Source organism: Bradyrhizobium sp. S3.3.6 (genome assembly GCF_040546905.1).
In the GTDB taxonomy this organism is placed as follows: Bacteria; Pseudomonadota; Alphaproteobacteria; order Rhizobiales; family Xanthobacteraceae; genus Bradyrhizobium; species Bradyrhizobium cytisi.
The window spans coordinates 134,095-151,711 of record NZ_JBEPOT010000012.1 but is presented as its reverse complement, the minus strand read 5'-3'; the positions used below and the strand labels follow the sequence as shown (position 1 = coordinate 151,711).

The 17,617-nt window shown below is 63.1% G+C and carries 17 protein-coding genes and 1 tRNA gene; 9 read left to right on the top strand and 9 right to left on the bottom strand.

Annotated elements, in window-relative coordinates:
* Positions 1-197: 197 nt before the first annotated feature.
* The 7 genes from ABID59_RS29015 (at position 198) to ABID59_RS28985 (ending at position 6,800) form a co-directional block, all read left to right on the top strand.
* A complete protein-coding gene (locus tag ABID59_RS29015) occupies positions 198-1,130 on the top strand; it encodes an ABC transporter permease (RefSeq protein ID WP_354085629.1) in 933 nt (310 codons plus the stop codon).
* On the top strand, positions 1,127-1,933 hold the full coding sequence (locus ABID59_RS29010; protein WP_354085628.1) for an ABC transporter permease: 807 nt from the start codon (positions 1,127-1,129) through the stop codon (positions 1,931-1,933). The genes ABID59_RS29015 and ABID59_RS29010 overlap by 4 nt, the downstream gene beginning before the upstream one ends.
* Before the next feature lie 28 nt (positions 1,934-1,961).
* Entirely contained in the window at positions 1,962-3,026 is a 1,065-nt protein-coding gene (locus ABID59_RS29005; RefSeq protein WP_354085627.1) for an extracellular solute-binding protein, read from the top strand.
* 11 nt (positions 3,027-3,037) lie between these two features.
* Positions 3,038-4,132, top strand: coding sequence for an ABC transporter ATP-binding protein (locus ABID59_RS29000; protein ID WP_354085626.1), 1,095 nt, complete (start codon positions 3,038-3,040; stop codon positions 4,130-4,132).
* A 139-nt stretch (positions 4,133-4,271) separates the two neighbouring features.
* Entirely contained in the window at positions 4,272-4,967 is a 696-nt protein-coding gene (pxpB, locus tag ABID59_RS28995) for a 5-oxoprolinase subunit PxpB (RefSeq protein ID WP_502916838.1), read from the top strand.
* Positions 4,964-5,941, top strand: a complete 978-nt coding sequence (locus ABID59_RS28990) for a 5-oxoprolinase subunit C family protein (RefSeq protein WP_354085624.1) — start codon at positions 4,964-4,966, stop codon at positions 5,939-5,941. Before pxpB (ABID59_RS28995) ends, ABID59_RS28990 begins: the two co-directional genes overlap by 4 nt.
* A gap of 91 nt (positions 5,942-6,032) precedes the next feature.
* The gene (locus ABID59_RS28985) at positions 6,033-6,800 is read left to right on the top strand and encodes a LamB/YcsF family protein (RefSeq protein WP_354032457.1); all 768 of its coding nucleotides are present in this window, start codon (positions 6,033-6,035) and stop codon (positions 6,798-6,800) included.
* Here ABID59_RS28985 and ABID59_RS28980 read toward each other — a convergent pair.
* The 6 genes from ABID59_RS28980 to ABID59_RS28955 are packed head-to-tail and all read right to left on the bottom strand — an operon-like array spanning position 6,793 to position 11,473.
* Complete coding sequence (locus ABID59_RS28980) at positions 6,793-7,218, bottom strand: acetyl-CoA carboxylase biotin carboxyl carrier protein (protein ID WP_148755326.1); 426 nt, start codon at positions 7,216-7,218, stop codon at positions 6,793-6,795. The two genes, ABID59_RS28985 and ABID59_RS28980, sit on opposite strands and share 8 nt — an antisense overlap.
* Positions 7,203-8,186, bottom strand: a complete 984-nt coding sequence (locus tag ABID59_RS28975; RefSeq protein WP_354032456.1) for a 5-oxoprolinase subunit C family protein — start codon at positions 8,184-8,186, stop codon at positions 7,203-7,205. The genes ABID59_RS28980 and ABID59_RS28975 overlap by 16 nt, the downstream gene beginning before the upstream one ends.
* On the bottom strand, positions 8,183-8,845 hold the full coding sequence (gene pxpB, locus ABID59_RS28970; protein ID WP_354032455.1) for a 5-oxoprolinase subunit PxpB: 663 nt from the start codon (positions 8,843-8,845) through the stop codon (positions 8,183-8,185). The genes ABID59_RS28975 and pxpB (ABID59_RS28970) overlap by 4 nt, the downstream gene beginning before the upstream one ends.
* The gene (accC, locus tag ABID59_RS28965) at positions 8,842-10,197 is read right to left on the bottom strand and encodes an acetyl-CoA carboxylase biotin carboxylase subunit (protein WP_354085623.1); all 1,356 of its coding nucleotides are present in this window, start codon (positions 10,195-10,197) and stop codon (positions 8,842-8,844) included. Before accC ends, pxpB (ABID59_RS28970) begins: the two co-directional genes overlap by 4 nt.
* Entirely contained in the window at positions 10,197-10,667 is a 471-nt protein-coding gene (gene accB, locus ABID59_RS28960; protein WP_354085622.1) for an acetyl-CoA carboxylase biotin carboxyl carrier protein, read from the bottom strand. The genes accC and accB overlap by 1 nt, the downstream gene beginning before the upstream one ends.
* Before the next feature lie 47 nt (positions 10,668-10,714).
* On the bottom strand, positions 10,715-11,473 hold the full coding sequence (locus ABID59_RS28955; protein ID WP_354085621.1) for an SDR family oxidoreductase: 759 nt from the start codon (positions 11,471-11,473) through the stop codon (positions 10,715-10,717).
* A gap of 201 nt (positions 11,474-11,674) precedes the next feature.
* On the opposite strand from ABID59_RS28955, the gene ABID59_RS28950 reads away from it, so the two are divergent.
* Positions 11,675-12,646 carry a LysR substrate-binding domain-containing protein gene (locus tag ABID59_RS28950; RefSeq protein ID WP_354085620.1) on the top strand — a complete coding sequence of 324 codons (972 nt, stop codon included), beginning with the start codon at positions 11,675-11,677 and terminating at the stop codon, positions 12,644-12,646.
* A 97-nt stretch (positions 12,647-12,743) separates the two neighbouring features.
* Positions 12,744-13,415 carry a 4-carboxy-4-hydroxy-2-oxoadipate aldolase/oxaloacetate decarboxylase gene (locus ABID59_RS28945; protein ID WP_148755320.1) on the top strand — a complete coding sequence of 224 codons (672 nt, stop codon included), beginning with the start codon at positions 12,744-12,746 and terminating at the stop codon, positions 13,413-13,415.
* A gap of 510 nt (positions 13,416-13,925) precedes the next feature.
* Here the strand turns inward: ABID59_RS28945 and ABID59_RS28940 are convergent.
* From ABID59_RS28940 to ABID59_RS28930, 3 genes are all read right to left on the bottom strand, one after another.
* Positions 13,926-14,010 (bottom strand) — tRNA-Leu (locus ABID59_RS28940).
* Between the two features lie 222 nt (positions 14,011-14,232).
* Complete coding sequence (locus tag ABID59_RS28935) at positions 14,233-16,296, bottom strand: LamG domain-containing protein (protein WP_354032448.1); 2,064 nt, start codon at positions 16,294-16,296, stop codon at positions 14,233-14,235.
* A gap of 4 nt (positions 16,297-16,300) precedes the next feature.
* Entirely contained in the window at positions 16,301-17,347 is a 1,047-nt protein-coding gene (locus tag ABID59_RS28930) for a hypothetical protein (protein ID WP_354085619.1), read from the bottom strand.
* Positions 17,348-17,617 lie beyond the last annotated feature (270 nt).

Below are 17,617 nucleotides of genomic sequence, written 5' to 3'. Positions count from 1 at the left end.
TTGGCCCTCAGTGGAGAACGAAAGATGCATCCAGCGGCATTCGTCGACCAAGATCGGAGCAGTATGCCGAACCAACTGTCATAATCCTTCTTAATGCCCCTAAACGAAGATGTTCTTGGTCCTGTAGGATATCGACGCATAAGCTTTGTGCAAAGAGGGGTATTGCCTTGGTATCGCGCAGTCGAGGACGGCCAGCGATGACCACCAGCGACGATGCTGTGGCGGTCTTGGGTGTTCAAGCTCCACCGGCAACCCGGTGGACGTCGAGGTGGCGTCTGGCTCTGCCGGTCGGGCTTCTCGCCGTCCCGATGCTGGCATTCCTGACTTACTTCTTCTTCTATCCGGCACTGGGGCTGCTGTTCTCGAGCATCCAGACACAGGACAGCCGCGGCATCATCGGCCGTCCGTTCACTCTTGCGCACTACGCCCGTCTGATCAACGTCGAGCTCTACGCACGCGTGCTCTGGACGACGCTGCGGATCAGCATCATCACCTCCGCGCTCGCGACGTTGCTCGCCTATCCGGTTGCACTGGTGATGGTCAAAAGCCGTCCGATGGTCACGCGCATCATCACCTTGATCGTCATCGCGCCCCTGATCGTCAGCGTGGTCGTCCGTGGGTACGGCTGGCAGCTCGTGCTGCAGAACGGTCCGAAGGGAATGCTGAACTGGATCCTGATGACGCTGCATATCGTCGATGCCCCGATATCGGTCCTCTACACCGAAGTAGCCGTCGTCATCGGGTCGCTGCACGTGTTCTTCCCAATGATGGTTCTGCCGCTGGCCTCGGCGCTCGGCAAGATCGATCCCAACCTCGAAGATGCAGCCCGGATGTTAGGCGCGCCATGGTGGAAGGTGTTCCTCCGCGTGACGCTGCCGTTGAGCATGCCCGGCTTCGTGGCGGGATTTACCCTGGTATTCTCCCTCACCGCCGGCTCCTTCGTCATTCCTGCGATCCTGGGCGGCGCCTCGGCGATCATGCTCGGCAATCTGATCGAGCAGCAGATCTTCGTCGTCTACGACTGGCCGTTCGGCGCCGCGATTGCCGCCGTTCTCGTCGGCCTGGTCCTGGCGGTGAATGGCGTCTCGATGTGGCTTCTGGAAGGACGGCGTCTCAGGAGGCCCGAATGACGGACGAGCGATTTTCCGGCTTCGGTGCCTTCATCCTCTACACCATCACCGCCGGCATGATGCTGTTCATCCTGGCGCCGCTGCTCCTCGTCATGGCGGTGTCGGTCTCCGATTCCTATTTCGTGACGTTCCCGCCGCAGGGCTTCACGCTGAAATGGTATGCCAAGGTTCTCCAGGACCGCGATTTCCTCGAGGCGATGAGGCTGAGCATCCTGCTCGCGCTTGGCACGACGGTGGGCTCGCTCCTGTTCGGCGTGCCCGCGGCCTTTGCGCTGGTCCGTGGCAACTTCTTCGGCCTGGCCGCGATCAAGGGGTTCTTGCTGTCGCCGCTGATTTTCCCGGCGCTGGTCACGGGCCTGGCGCTGCTTCAGGTCCTGACCAAGCTCGGCTCGCAGGATGCCCGGTTCAACCTCCTGATCGGGCACGTGGTCGTGACGTCGCCCTATGTCATCCGCACGGTCGTCACCAGCCTTCAGCTGGTGGATGAGAACCTGGAGGATGCCGCGCGCACGCTTGGGGCCAACCGGCTGACGACCTTCTGGCGGGTGACGTTGCCGCAGATCGCCTCCGGCGTCGCCGCCGGCGGACTGTTCGCCTTCATGGTGTCCTTTGACAATTATCCGGTCACGATGTGGCTGGCGAACTCGGAATACTCGCCCGTGCCGCTCGTCCTGATGCGGCAACTGGTCAACGTCTTTGATCCTTCCGTGCCTGCGATGTCGACGATCATCATCCTGATGGCGATGGTCGGCGTGCTGCTGCTGGAGAAACTGGTCGGCCTTCGCCGCGCGCTGGCCGCATGATGTGCATTGCTAGATGGAGATTGGACCCATGAAGCTGACACGTAGGACTCTCATTCAAGCCGGTGCATCTGCGATTGCTTTCCCGACGATCCTTCGCCGGGCGTTGGCGCAGGACGTCAAGCAGCTGCATGTCGGCGTCTACAATTCCGCGCTCGGCAAGCTCATCCAGAAAGAGGTCATTCCCAAGTTCGAGGCCGAGTTCAAATGCCGCGTCTTCACGATCGAAGGCGCGACGCTCTCCAACATTGCCGCGCTGCGCGCCACCCGTGACACGCCGCGCTTCAGCATGATGATGATGGACGATGTCGGCATTCCCCAGGCCAAGCAGGAGGGGCTGATCGACAAGCTCGACGCCGCCAAGATTCCGAATCTTGCCAAGGTCTATCCGCGTTACCTCTTCGAAGAGGATTATGGCGTCGGCTTCTCGATCTCGAGCGCGGCCATGTTCATCAATCCCCAAGTGACGAAGCCGCTCGAGAGCTACGAGCAGATCTTCGACGCCAAGTATCGCAAGCAGATCCTGCTGAACACGCCCAAGAACACCCAGAGCGTGCTGATGCTCATCGTGGCCACGGCGCTCACGACGGGCAAGCCGCTGAAGGAGGCGCAATACCTGGTCGATAGCGGCTGGGACAAACTCGCGACCCTGAAGCCCAACGTCCTGACGATCTACGACAGCGAGGCGCAGGTGCTCCAGGTGGCCCAGGGTCAGGCGACGATTGGCGGCATCGAATATTCGAAGGCGATCTATCCGCACACGGCCAAGGGCATGCCGCTCGACATGACGTTCCCCAAGGAAGGCGCGTTCACCGGCATCAATAGCATGACGCTGGTCAGGAATGCGCCTGAACCGGAGCTTGCTTGTGCGCTGATCAACCGCATCCTGGAGCCCTCGGTGGCCAAGATGCTGTCCGAGCAGACGCTCAGCGCGCCCTCGGTGGGCGGCATCGACTTCAAGCCGGAGACGGCCAAGTTCCTGGCCTATCCCGACACCAAGGCGGCCGATCTCGGACTGTTCACGCCGGACTGGAAGTTCATCGTTCCGCGCCGCGGTCCGTGGCTGGAGCGTTATAATCAGGTGTTCACGAGCTAAGGCAGGTTGTCATGAGGTCTTCCGAAGTCAGGCTTGAGCGCCTCAGCAAGGAATACAACCGCACCGTCGCTGTCGACGACGTCTCGCTCACGATCGAACCGGGCCACATGGTGGCGCTGCTCGGTCCGAGCGGATGCGGCAAGACGACCTGCCTTCGCATGATCGCGGGGCTGATCCGCCCGACATCCGGCGACGTGTTCGTCAACGACAACAGGATGACCGGCGTTCCCGTGCATCGCCGCAACGTCGGGATGTTGTTCCAGAACTACGCGTTGTTTCCTCACCTGACCGTCGAGGAGAACATTGCATTCGGCCTCGAGATGCGCGGGATATCCAAGGCCGATGCTGCAAGGAAGGTGGGCGAGGCGCTCAATCTCGTCCAGCTCTCCAGCTTCGGCAAGCGCTATCCGGCGCAGCTGTCCGGCGGCCAGCAGCAGCGCGTCGCACTGGGGCGCGCCCTGGTGATCGAGCCGGCCATGCTGCTGCTCGACGAGCCGCTTGGGGCGCTCGACAAGGGGCTGCGCGAGAGCATGCAGGTCGAGCTGCGCGCCCTTCAGCGCCGGCTCGGTCTGACCACCGTGATGGTGACCCACGACCAGGACGAAGCCCTGACGATGGCCGACAAGATCGTCGTGATGCGCGATGGCAGGCTCGAGCAGGTCGGCTCGGCGACCGAAATCTATCAGCGCCCGACCTCGAAATTCGTCGCGCAGTTCATCGGCGCGTCAAATCTGTTTGAGGGCTCCATCGAGCAGCGAAACGGGAACGGAGCGGTCGTTCGTGTATCGCCCGAATTGAGCCTTCAGGTCGATCAGATACCGCAATCCGTCAGCGACGTGATGGTCTCGATCAGGCCCGAAGCGATCCTCGTCGAGCGCATTGGCCAGAGTCCGACGGAGCAACGTGCCAATAGCGTGATGGCGCGTGTCGACCAGGCCATCTATCGCGGATTCGTCAGTCACTACTACCTCAAGACGCCGAGCGGCGGGCAGATCATCGTGTTCGAGCAGAATCAATCGCAGCAAGCGGGACTTCGATACGCCGTGGGCGAGCAGGTTGTCGCGCGGTGGGAGTCGCCCAGCAATCACGTCATCGTGCGTCACTGAAGCTCGGGACGAGTGCGGCGTCTCGCGGGCAATCGACATCTCTTATACCCGCAGACGAACACCGTCTTGGATCGGCTTTCGCTGCGTGGCTAGATTTGAGGTTGGCGGCGCCCACGAGCGTTGGACCAGCGAGGCCCTCTTGTCGATTAATCAGCCCAGCGCCCCCTTTGTCGGCACGATCGAGAAAAGCCCGAAGATCAGCCTGATCGGCACACTTGCGATGCTGGTCGAGGCGCCGGGTGATTTTGACCTGGTTCAGCAGGGACGCATCTGGGCCCTGGCGGATGCTGTTTCCGCCTGGCCCAACGTCCAGGAAGCCGTCATTGGCGTGACCAATGTGATGCTCGTATTCGAGCAGCCGCCCGCGGATATCGGCATGCTCAGCGCTTCGATCGCCGAACTGTGGCATCGTACGCCGAGCCGCAAGACCGGCGGCAAGGTGATCGAAATTCCTGTGGTCTATGGCGGGGAGCTCGGTTTCGATTTGCCGGCGGTCGCAAGCCGTTCCGGACTGTCCGAACGCGAGGTCATCAGGATCCACAGCGAAGGCGACTACACCGTCTGCGCGGTCGCGAGCTCGCCGGGGTTCGGCTACCTCCATGGCCTTGACCCGCGCATCGAAATGCCGCGCAAATCCGTGCCGTCACTCAGCATGCGCGCGGGCTCGGTGACCATCGGCGGGATGCAGACCGGCGTTGCGGTGCTGACAAGTCCGAATGGATGGAACGCCATCGGATGGGCCTCGGTCGCGATGTTCGACCCGCGGTCTGAACAGCCTTCGCTCATGCTTCCGGGCGACCGTGTCAGATTCAGGATCGATCGGATCGAGCTGTGATCGAGATACTGACCAGCCCCGCCTTCAACACCATCCAGGACCTCGGCCGCCGCGGCGCGCGTCGTTTCGGCGTGAGCACGTCGGGCGCCATGGATCCCGTCGCGCTTGCCGCGGGAAATGCGCTGCTCGGCAATGATGACAATGCGGCCGGCATCGAGATCCAGACCTTTCCGTTCCGCCTGCGCTTCCAGACAGATGCCGCGTTTGCGCTCACCGGCGCAGATCACGCCTCGACATTGGCGGGATCAACCGTCCGGCCGTGGTGGTGCATGCGGGCGAAGGCGGGGGACGTTCTCGCGGTCACCGCGCCGCGGCGTGGCGCGCGGGTCTACGCAACGTTCGGCGGCGGCATCGATGTTCCGCGCGTGCTGGGCTCGCGCAGCACGCATCTGCGCGGCGGCTTCGGCGGGCTCGAGGGCCGTACCTTGCAGGCCGGCGACGCCGTGCCGATCGGGCGTTCGCCGCACAGGAGCGACGGCCGCTTCGATTTTGGAGTCGCGCCGCCGGATGTGGCGATCGCGGGCGCCGCTCCAGCGGATGACCGTGTGCTATTGATACGCGTCTTGCGGGCCGGCGAATATGACCTGTTTTCGGAGGCGATGCAGGCGGCGTTCTGGTCCACGAGATGGAAGATCAGCGCCCGCAGCGACCGCGGCGGCTACCGTCTCACCGGCAGCAAGCTGACATTGGATGCACCGGTCGAGATGCGCTCGCATGGCGTAGTGGCTGGCGTCGTGCAAGTGCCGCCGGCCGGCGAGCCGATCATCCAGATGAGCGACGCCAATACGGCCGGTGGCTATCCAAAGATGGCGGCCGTGATTGAGGCCGATCTCTGGCGCCTCGGCCAGGCGGCACCTGGATCGTTCATCGCCTTCTGCGAGGTCAGCTACCTGGACGCGGTCGCGGCCATGGCTCCCGTCAACGACTATCTCGCGAAGCTGCGAGCAACCGCGGATCTCTATCGAGAGCTTTAGAGCATGATCCGGAAAAGTGTGAAGCGGTCTTCCGAAAAGATCATGCTCAAACAAAAGTAGACGTCAACAACAACAAGAGCAGGGTGCGAGCATGAAAATCGGCATCAATTCGGACATGGGCGAAGGTTTCGGCAATTATCGCATCTGCGACGACGAGGCGCTGATGGGCATCATCTCGTCCGCCAACGTTGCGTGCGGCTTCCACGCCGGCGATCCGATCATCATGGATCGCATGGTCCGCCTGGCGAAGCAGAAGGGGGTCGAGGTCGGTGCCCATCCGGGCCTGCCCGATCTGCTCGGGTTTGGCCGCCGCGTCATCCAGATGGATGCGGCTGAGCTGGAGAAGCACATGGTCTATCAGATCGGCGCCTTGCAGGCGATCGCAGCCAATGCCGGTCACCGCGTGACCCATGTCAGCTTCCATGCGGCGATGGGCAACATGGTCAATGCCGATCCTGATATGGCCGATGTGGTTGCCCGTGCGATTGCGACCATCAATCGCGATTTCATCGTGTTCTCGCAGCCGGACGCCGAGATCGTGCGCGCTGCGCGCAAGGTGGGGCTGCGCATCCTCACTCTGTTCCTGGCTGACCGCGCCTATGACGAGAACGGCCATCTGGTGTCCCGCAAGCTTCCCAACTCCGTCATCGCCTCGACTGATGCGGTGGCCGAGCGGGTCAAGCGTTTTCTTGATAGTGGCACCGTGCAGACGATTGAGGGCAAGTCGATCAAGGTCGAGGCGCGCTCGATCCTGATCCACAGCGACACGCCCGGATCGGTCAACCTCGCCGGCACGGTGCGCCGCGTGATCGAGCAGGGCGGCGGCGAGGTCACGCCCGCAACTGTCCTGCTCAATTGATCGGGCTGCTCCCGGAGGGCGGGCGGATCCGCACAATCGGTGTGCCGTAGCCGACCGTTGCACCAGGCTCCGCGATCACGGCATCGACTGTGCCGGCGGCCGGTGCCACGATGGGCGCATACAGCAGGCCGATCTTGACGAGGCCGACGATCGCGCCGGCCTGGATGTGCTGGCCCGGTGCGACGAACGGCTTGTCCCGCCAGGGATGGGCCGCGAGGAAATGCCCTGCGACGTCGGCCTTGGCGATGACGGAATGGTCAGCAGCCGGTGCGGCAGGCGTCGGTGACGCGGCCATTCGTGGGCCCGTATCGACGACGAGCTTCAGGGACTGGCCGGGCTCCTCGATCTCGATCGTGTCGACGCCGGACCTTTCGAGGATTTGCGCCAGCCGCGCGATATCGGTCAGCTTGATCGGCATGTTCTGATCTCCTCGATAAGACGCACATTGGTTCTGAGCCGCTCGATATACGCTGACATCTCGGCCTCGGCCGCCAGCGCTTCGGCATAGGCCGTCTGCTCGAACCGCAGCTTGCTTCCGAGCCGCGCCTGCGCGACGCGCCACAAATCGGCGCGGATCACGGTCGCGATCTTCGGATAGCCGCCGGATGTCTGGGCGTCGCGCATCTGGATGATCGGCTGTCCGTTCGGCGGAATCTGGATGACGCCGGGGACGATGCCGTGCGAGCGTTTCTCGATCGGCACTCTCGGCTTCACGGCGGGGCCTTGCAGGCGGTAGCCATAGCGGTTGCTCTGGGGCGTGATCTTCCAGCTACTGGACCAGAACAGCGCCTGCGTGGCAGCGTCGAACCCGTCATATTCGCCGGCGATCACGACCCTGACGATGGTTTCGTCCGCGGCAGTGTTCGGTCGCGCGAGCGTGATCTCGGCCGGCTCGACCCCGAGCTCGCCGATGGTCGCGGCTGACGCGGTGCAGGGCAGGATATCCCCGGGCTGGAGCGGACGTCCGTGAAGGCCGCCGAACTCCCCGCGAAACTGCGTGCTTCGCGAGCCCAGCACGACAGGGACGTCGATGCCGCCGCTGACGGCCAGATAGCTGCGTGCGCCGTGGGATATCGCCTTGATGGTCAGAACGTCTCCGGCGCGTGCATGCGAGCGCCACCAGGATGGGATTGCGAGCCCTTCGATTTCGGCCTCGACACCGGCGCCCGTGAGCGCAAAGGCCATGTCCCGGTCGAAACGGAGGCGGAACGGCAGCATCGGGATTTCGATGCCGGCAGCGTTCTCGTCGTTGCCGAGCAGGATGTTGCCGGCGCGTAGCGCAACGTCGTCCATCGCGCCCGCCGTGCCGACCCCGAAGCGATACTGGTCGAAGCGGCCGAGATCCTGGACGCTGGCGGGACCTGTGACCGACAGGATCTCGATCAACGGATCACCTGCTTGATCTCGAAACGGATGGTGTCACCTGGTGCGAGCGCGGCCGGCGAAGGCCAGGACGGATCGAAGAACGTCCAGCTTGTGTGCCCGATGGCGTGCCAGCCGCTCGGCCCGGGCGATGCGGAGACGCCGGTCTGCGATCCGCCAATGGAGACCGAACCGCCCGCGGAACGCTGTAGCGGTATCTGCCGCCGCGGCATGGTGATGCGCGGGTCCATGCCGCCGAGGTAACAATAGCCGGGATGGCTCCCGAGTGCGAACACCGTGTAGAGCGGTGCGGCATGGATCGACACCACGTCGTCCACGGACAGGCCGCAATGATCGGCGACGGACTGAAGCGATGATCCGACCTCGCCGCCATAGGTGACCGGCAACCGGATCTCGCGGCCGCCAATCGCGAGGCCCTCCGCTGCGTCCCAGCCGTCGTTGAGCGCGGCGATCAGCCCGCCCAGCTCGCGGGGCGGCGTTTCGAAGGTCAGCATCAAATTGGTGATGCCGGGGATGGCCTCGCGGATTCCTGGCCATGTCGAAGCGGCGGCGGCCAGCGCCCAGATGCGCCGCTGATGCGGCAGGTCGAACACGCCAGGCGCCTCGAACAGGAGGGCTGATGTCCCGAGCAGGCTGATCCGCGGCCGGCCCGGCGTCGTCATCGCGAGGCCACCCGCGCATTCATCCAGTACTCGAGATGATGGATGTCATAGCCGCCACGGCAGAACGTCGGGTCGGCGAGGATCGCCTGATGCAGCGGCACATTGGTTCGGATGCCTTCGGCGCGTAGTTCGGACAGGGCGACGCGCGCACGCGCCAGAGCTTCTTCGCGGGTGCCGCCATGGGCGATCAGCTTGCCGATCAGTGAATCATAGTGACGGGGAACGGTGGCGCCGGCTGTGATATGCGAATCGACGCGGATGCCGACGCCGCCCGGCATATCCCAGCGCGTCACCGTGCCGGGCGAGGGCGCGAAGGTGGTGGGGTCTTCGGCATTGATGCGGAACTCGACCGCATGGCCGACGCGCGCGATCTCGCCTTGCGCGATGCCCAGCGGCTCGCCTTGCGCGATGCGGATCTGCTCCCTCACGATGTCGATTCCCGTCGTCATCTCGGTGACGGGATGCTCGACCTGGACGCGCGTGTTCATCTCGATGAAGAAGAACTGCCCGTCCTCGTAGAGGAATTCGAACGTGCCGGCGCCGCGATAGCCGATCCGCCGACAGGCTTCGACGCAGCTTGCGCCCACCTGCTCGATCAGTGCGCGATCGATGCCGGGTGCGGGAGCCTCCTCGACGACCTTCTGGTTCCTGCGCTGAAGCGAGCAGTCGCGATCGCCGAGCCAGAGATGGTTGTCATGCTGGTCGCATAGCACCTGAATCTCGATATGGCGGGGCTTTTCGAGGAATTTCTCGATGTAGACCGCAGCGTTCGCAAAGGCCTTGCTGGCTTCCGCGCGGGTCAGCGCCAGCGCCTCGTCCAGCGCGCTCGCGTTGCGCACGATCCGCATGCCGCGCCCGCCGCCGCCACCGGCAGCCTTGATGATGACGGGATATCCGATGTCCCGCGCGATCGCGCGCACCTCGGCAGGATCATCCGGCAGGGCGCTGTCCGGCCCCGGCACGCAAGGCACGCCCGCCAGTCGCATCGCGCGCTTGGCCGCGACCTTATCGCCCATGGTCCGGATACAATCCGCGGGCGGGCCGATGAAGTTGAGACCGGCGCGCACGACCCGATCGGCGAACTCCGCGCTCTCCGAGAGAAACCCGTAACCCGGATGAATGGCCTGAGCGCCGCTGACCTCGGCCGCGAGCAGGATCGCCGCCACGTTGAGATAGGTGCTGCTCGCCGGTGCCGGCCCGATGCAGAGCGCCTGGTCGGCGAGCGCGACATAGCGCGCCTCGCTATCCGCCTCCGAGTGAATGACGACCGTCTTGAGACCCATCGCCCGACAGGCGCGCTGGATACGAAACGCGATCTCGCCGCGATTGGCGATCAGGACCTTGTTGAACATCAGGACGAACCCGCGGGACCGATCCGGAACAGGGCTTGCCCCGCTTCGATCTCGTCACCGTCCTCCGCGAGGATCGCAAGCACGACACCTGGTGCCTCGGCGGCGATGTCGATGAAGGTCTTCATCGCTTCGATGATACAGATCTTCTGCCCAGCCTCGATCCGCGCGCCGACATCGACCAGCGGCGGCTCGTCCGGAGCCGCAGCCCGGTAGAACACGCCGTGCATCGGCGCAGGCACGACAATGTCGGCGGTGGCCGAGGTAGGCACTTCGGGAGCAGGACTCCCCTGGCGATCGAGGAGGGGAGCCTCAACGCTGCCTCCGCTTGCTGGCTGCCTCGGAACCGGGGCCGCTCCGGCAGACGCGCGCTTGAGGATGCGGATACGGGTGCCGTCCTGCGTAAGGTCCAGCTCCGCGATGGAGGAGCGCGCAACCAGATCCACGAGTTGTTCGATTTTGGGAAGGTCCACGGTCACCCTCCGCGTTGACGGCAAGTCGAGTTCGGGGCGTTCATGCGTCACTCGGCCGGCGGCCGGCCCTTCTGTGCAAAATTGAGGCCGCCGACGACTTGCTGGGTCGGCAGCACTTCCATGAAGGCGACATTCATGCGCGCCGGCGACCCGACCGCGAATGCGATCGAATTGGCGATGTCCTCGGGCTGAAGTGCATCATAGTCGTCGAAGAAGCGACGCTTGGCCTCGGCCAAATCGCCGAGCAGCCGGCCGAAAACCTCGGTCTCGACCCGGGCCGGCGATATCTCGGTGACGCGTACCCTGGTCCCGTAGAGATCGACACGCAACTGCTGCGACAGTGAGTGAATGCCCGCTTTGGTGGCGTGATACACGGTGTTTCCGCCGCCAAATGCGTAATGGCCGGCGATGGAGGAGATATTGACGACGTGGCCTCGATCACGGTGCGCCATGCCCGGCACGATCAGTCGTGTCAGATGCAGGACCGCGCGCAGATTGACGTCGATGAGCGCGTCGACGTCTTCAGGTGTCGTGTCCAGGATATTGCCGCGCCGGGACTGGCCGGCGTTGTTGACCAAGACGTCGAACTCGGCCGACTTCGCCAGTGCCGCAAGCGCGTCGAGGTCGCCGACGTCGACGGCGCACGGGCGGCATCCGGTCTCCGCGGACAGGGCGCTCAGGCGGGTGGCATCGCGGGCCACGGCGTAGACTTCGAGCCCTTCCGCACGCAGGCGGCGAACCGTCGCAGCTCCTATTCCGGAGGATGCGCCCGTCACCAGGGCCGTTCGATAGTCCGAAAATCCCATCCGCGAGGGCTCCTCTGCTACCGTCCGACCCGCTGGTGGCGTCGGCTGCAACGCGAGCGGCGGACGAGATCAGCACTAGCTATAGGCCCCTCAAGTTCCCAGTGGTAAGAACAATTCCTTCTGATCCCATAGCTTCAGCCTATTGCTGCTGCTCTGCTCCCTGATTGGATATCCGGAGACGCCGTATTGGATACGAAACGCTTGGAGGCCTTCATCAAGGTCGTGGATCTCGGCAGCATGACGAGCGCGGCGAAGGTGCTGAATGTCGCCCAGCCGGCTCTGAGTCAGCACATTGCGAGCCTGGAGGCGGACTTCAAGTGCAAGCTGCTCGACCGCAGCGCCCGCGGGGTCAAGCCCACCGAGGCCGGACGGATCCTCTATCGCTACGCCAAGTCAATCCAGCGGCAGATCGAAGAAGCCAGGCGCACCATTCTGGACAACAAGCCGGAGCTGACCGGCAACGTCACGATCGGTCTGGCGCCGCTCAGCTCGGCGGCATTGCTGGCGACCCCGCTACTGATGCAGGTACGCCAACGCTATCCCGGCATCGTGCCGCACATTTACGACAGCTCCGGGGTCATGCTCAGCGAGATGATGCTGAAGGGGAGCATGGATATGGCGGTCCTCTACGGCGATCGCCCGGTGACCGGTCTCGATTACAAGCCGCTGATGCGCGAGCATTTTTATCTTGTCGCGCCCCGCGGCATGTATACGGAGCAGATGCCTCCGGAGGAGGTTTCGGCGCAGGAGGTCGCGCAATTCGACCTGCTTCTTCCATATCGGGAATCCTTCTTGCGACAGACGGTCGAGCGGGTCTGCGCCGAGGTGGGACTCCGCCCGCGCATCGTCGCCGAGATCCATTCCCAATCGACCCTCTCTTCGGCGATTGCGGCTGGAGTGGGGGCCGCCGTGCTGCCCATTTCCATCGCAAAGGCATTGCCGAACCTGGATGAACTCTGCATTCGGCGGATCAATGCGCCGTCGGCCTCGCAGCAGATGTCGCTGTGCATCTCCGATAACGCTGCCTTGTCGGACGCCGCATTCGCTGTCTACAAGATATTGCTCGAGATCATCGTCAAGACCTGGGGGCAGTTCGATATCCCTCCCGGCGCGGTTACCATCGCAGAGGCTGCTCCAACATCGCCTCTGGAGGGCCAGAAGAGCGAGCCATAACGAAACACGATGTGGCAATCCTAAAAACTGAAATTCTCCGATCTGAGACGGTCGACTATCTCAGGTGAAGCTTAGATTGCGGACCCTCGGAGGGACCATGGTTCACGTTGTCAGAACTTTCGATCGGCCTGCTGCAGACCTCGTCGAGCGCATCAAGCAATTTCCTCCGTCCACCCTGCACGAGGCGCAGGGGCGCTCGGGTGCATTGACGTCGCGGATCAAGCCGATCTATCCGGGAATGCGCGCCTGCGGGCCGGCGCTGACGGTCAGTTGCCATCCGGGCGACAACATGATGCTCATCACTGCCATCTCATTGGCCAAGCAGGGTGACGTGCTCGTAGTGAGTGCAGGCGATCATCCCGAGCAAGGCGGGTTCGGCGAAGTGCTGTCGACGGCCTGCGTCGCCAAGGGCATCGTCGGCCTGGTCACGGATGCCGGCGTTCGCGATGGCCCGGCGGTGCGCGACACCGGATTCAAGGTCTTCTCCTACGGACTCTGCATGAAGGGTACCGTCAAGGAGACGCTCGGCACCATCAATCAGCCGATCGTCATCGGCGGCATTGTGGTTCGTCCCGGCGATATCGTGAGTGCCGACGACGACGGTGTCGTGATCGTGCCGAAGGAGAACATCGCCGACGTCTGCGTCAAGTCGGCGGCGCGCGAGGACAAGGAAGCCGGCGTGATGAAGGCGCTCAAGGCCGGCGGGGATATTCTCGAGCTGTCCGGCATCGGCAAGGTGCTGGAGTCCAAGGGCTGCACTTTCGCCTGAGCGGTCCCGCGCATCTCCGGCGCTACCTTCGAACCCGGACGTGAATCAGACGCGGCACGGCCACTTCTCCCATGACCGCATACGTCGACAACGACGCTCTGCTGAGGCAGCCGGCAAGCAGGGCAGGGAGTTCCCCGCTGTTTCAGGAAATGGTCAAGCGCTCAGCGGTCGACCCGATCAGCCCAGCGTCACATCAGTTTCGTGCGCGAGCCGATCAGCGCAAGCGGGCCGTGCTTCTGTAGAGCCCTTCCACGGTCGAGTTGTTAAGATGCGCAAGCTGGAGCTCGACGACATCGCCATCCCGTGCCTTGGCGTCCTTGAATAGCGAAAGTCGCCGCGAACGCTTGTTCTCCCGATACCAACAAAAATGCCAACAAATCGGACGGCTAGGATCGGATGAGAACAAACGGTGACGAACACCGATGTACGCGGAAAGGCCTATTTTTCAAGGGGTTCTGAGAGCTGTGCGGACGGTTGCGGGCGCTTTCGAACTGGCTTGAACAGCCTAGTTGGTGCCCCTGGCCGGAATCGAACCAGCACTCCTTGCGGAACTCGATTTTGAGTCGAGCGCGTCTACCAATTCCGCCACAGGGGCCCTCGGTCGGTCCCGGGAGGGAGCCTCGCGAAGCCGGCGGACTATAGCCATGGACAAACCGGGGTCAACCCGCGCCAAAGCGATCCCGGGCGTTCTCGACAGCCGCACGGGCGGGAGTTAGAGGCTTAAGGCCACGACCCGAGTGGGGGGCTGGAAGAGCAAGCCACCGACCGGCTGATTGAGGTCCGTCCCGGGCGCGAAGTCCTCATCCGGGTTTTTCGTTCAGCCTATGGGTCCCGACAACACCCGCCGCTCCGCGCCGGATTTCCAGCAATTGTTGGGATCGTTCCAGGCAGCGCGAACATCGATGATCGATTTGGCGAGTTCGGTGATGAAGACGGCGACCTCCAGCGGTGCGAACGGGCTGAACAGCAGACCGATCCGAACGGCAATACTGCCGATGGTCCACCACGAGACCGAGGCACTCGTTGCCTGCCATAAGAACTTCATCGTTCCGGTCAGGAGCCCGTAGTCCCACAGCAGCTCGAGCGCGTTATAGACGGTGGTAGGCGTTATGCCTTTATTGAACACGACGCGCAGCTGCGGCACCAGGCCAATCGTGTTGATCCGTTGGGCCAGATAATTGGTCAGGCCGGCGGCGACCTTGGAAATATTCATGCTGAAGCTGAACACGGAGTACAGGGTCAGCCCGAGGCTGATGATGAACTGAATGGCCCACGTGGTGCAGGCGTCGAACTCCCCTTCATAGATGATGGTGGATTCACCATCGGCATGCAGCCACAAGCGGCTACGGTCCCCCGCCAGCGGCTCGACGCTGAATTGAAACGGTACGCGGTAGGTCCCGCTTGCGAGCTGTTCCGCCCTCAGCGCAAGATTCGCCTGAAATCGCGCCGCAAATTCTTCCTGCTGCTCCGGAGCAAGCCCGAGGCGCTCGGTCATGAAGGCGCGGAACTCGGCAACCATGGCGCGACGGGTGTCGAGCGACAGATCATCGGACCGCACATTGCGTGGCGTCATGTGGGTCGCGACAGGTAGCAGCGGTGGTCGTGGCCGTTGCGCCATCGTATTCACGCTGACCGTGCCGGCACTTCTGATCGCCACAACCGACGCATTGCCGACGATGCCGACCGGATTGAGCGACCAACTGTTCTGCGCCCGCGGCGGCACGAAATCATAGTCGGCGATGCAATTGGCATCGTTGATCGGGTCGTCGGTCATGTAGTTCTGGATTTGGGCCGCTGTTAAGACGTAACTCCACAGGCTCACGGCCTGGATGTAACCGACGAAATTAAAGGACGGCAGCGCGGCGCTGCTGGTTGCCGCTGCGCCGACCAATGGCGCGCCGCCGGACCGCGCGGTTGCGAACGCCATCGTGCCGGTCGCGTCTTGCACGCCATCCAGGAAGATCGCGGCGTTGCCGCCGGCAGCGCTCCAGGTTGCCGTCACATTGCGCCAGCGATTGACCTGAAGCGCCGTGGTTGAAACCACGGCCGTCGCGCCGCCGATCTGAAACTCGATCTTGCCGGCCGCATTTATCGCCAGCGACATTCCCGCGGCGCCATACAAGCCGTTGGAAAAGATCGCCTGCTTGCCCGGCTGCGCCTGCGGCGAAATCCACGCCATGACCGTGAAGTCCGCGGCGGAGCCGCCGGGATTGACGGCATTGTCGTTGTAGGGATCGCAAAAGGCGCCTTCGACCAGGTTCGCCGCCGGCGTATACAGCAGGTAGGCGACGCCGGTCGCCGAAACCGTCACCGGCGCGCCCTGCCCCGAGGTGTCGATGGGGGGCGTTTGCGTGAAGTCGATTTGCGCCATCAAATTGGCGGTGTTCGCCGCGTACCTGCTCCACTGCCGTTCAAAAATAATGTCTGGCGGCAGCGCAATATTCCAGAAACGGGCGCCGGTCGTCTGGCCATAAAATCCGCCGCCGATCGTCATCGGCTGGCCCTGGTTAGCGACGCCAGAATCCGTCATCGTGATGAAATTGCGCCGCAATCCATTGAGGAACAGCGACATGGTGGCGCCATCGAACGTGACGCAGACGTGATACCAGGTGTGCGGCGCGAGCAAAGGAGTGCTGACGAGCGGAAAGATCTGGCTCTGGCGGGCGGCCGAAATGCATCCGCCTTGCGTGACGAGCGCGAACTCTCCTTGCCGGCTGACCAGGTTCATCTGGTCGACCAGCGCGTCGAGGTAGACCCAAACCTCGATCGACCAGGTATTGCTGCCCTGAAAGCTGATGCTCGGCATGTTGCCGAGGGTTACGGCGCCGGCACCGGACGAGAACTCCGTGAGGCCGGACTGAGAGCGCGGTTGAACTGGCATGGTGCTAAGCCGGTACGACGAAGTTCACTTGGCCAAGCTTGATCAGCATCTTTCCGCCGCCGTCTTTGGCGAGGCCCTTCACCAGATGATCTTCGGTAACCTCATAGTGGCGAACCACGTCGCGTTCGATCTCGTCCAACTCGTCAAATAGCTGCGAGGCGGGCACCTGATAGGCCATCAGGTCAAGCGTCATGCCGCGCGGGAACGTCTGTCCGGATGGCGCGGTAGCGGACATCGCCAGGGACCCGGAGAGAAAGCCGGCCGGGACGCTGTTCTGGAAACCCATGATCTGATTGCCGTTGGGATCAGGCGCCGGGATCGTCCCGTTCCAGTTGATCGGACAGGATTGGTGGGTGCACTGCATGGTGACGGCGGTATTGAGCGGGCAATTGCGCGCGGTGAGCGAGAAGTAGAAGTAGTGCGGGACCGAATCCTGGTTGGAGAATTCTACATTCTTGATGACGTTGGCCTGGCCGTTCGGAACGATGATGATGTTGCGCCATGCGACGGCGGGATTGTTCTGCACCCATTGGACGTAAGCGGCATTGCTGGCGAAACGGGCCGGGATCGTAACAACGGTATTGGGGGTATTGACGATCGCGACCAGACAATGGCTCCAGGTGGGGTCCGGCACGCTGCTCCAGAAAAAGGCCGGGCTGCTGAGCGCGATGTCATTTGGATTGAGATTGGTGCTGCCCGATGCGTTCACGAACGATACGCTTGACTGGCCCGCCGACGTAAGCAGCTGATTGTTCCGCCATGTGTCCGGCAACATCACGAGCGAGGTCTTGGCGAAGTAGAGAGAGGCCGTTCCGGTCTCGGTGCCGCCTGGCTGCAAATTCTTGGCGCGGACGTAGATGTTGTTCAGGCCGGGATTGAGGATGTGCTTGCCCTGATCGGGACCGCCATACGTCGAAATGGCCTGCTCCACCGACAACGTGCCACTCTGGAGCGGGATGATGTCGGGCGACATGTATGGAACGCCCGTCGACGGGAAGACGCCGGTGTCGCCAAAATTGTCCCGCACGTAGATGTCTTGATAGCTCGGCATCGCCTGCTCCCTACGCTTACCCGCTCTGAGATATATCGTCTATCGACACAATCAAACATTGCATCACGGGCCCTGCAAATCAACTAAAAGTTTTATTTCTGATTTTATCGCCCAGCTGGCCGGCGACGTCGCCTTCCGAATGAGGGCGTTGCGAAGCCGGCGGACTACAGCCATGGACAAAGCGAGGTCAACCCGCGCCAAAGTGATCCCGGCCGTTCTCGACAGCCGCACCGGCCAGGGTTAGAGGCTTAGGGCCACGTCCCATCTGGA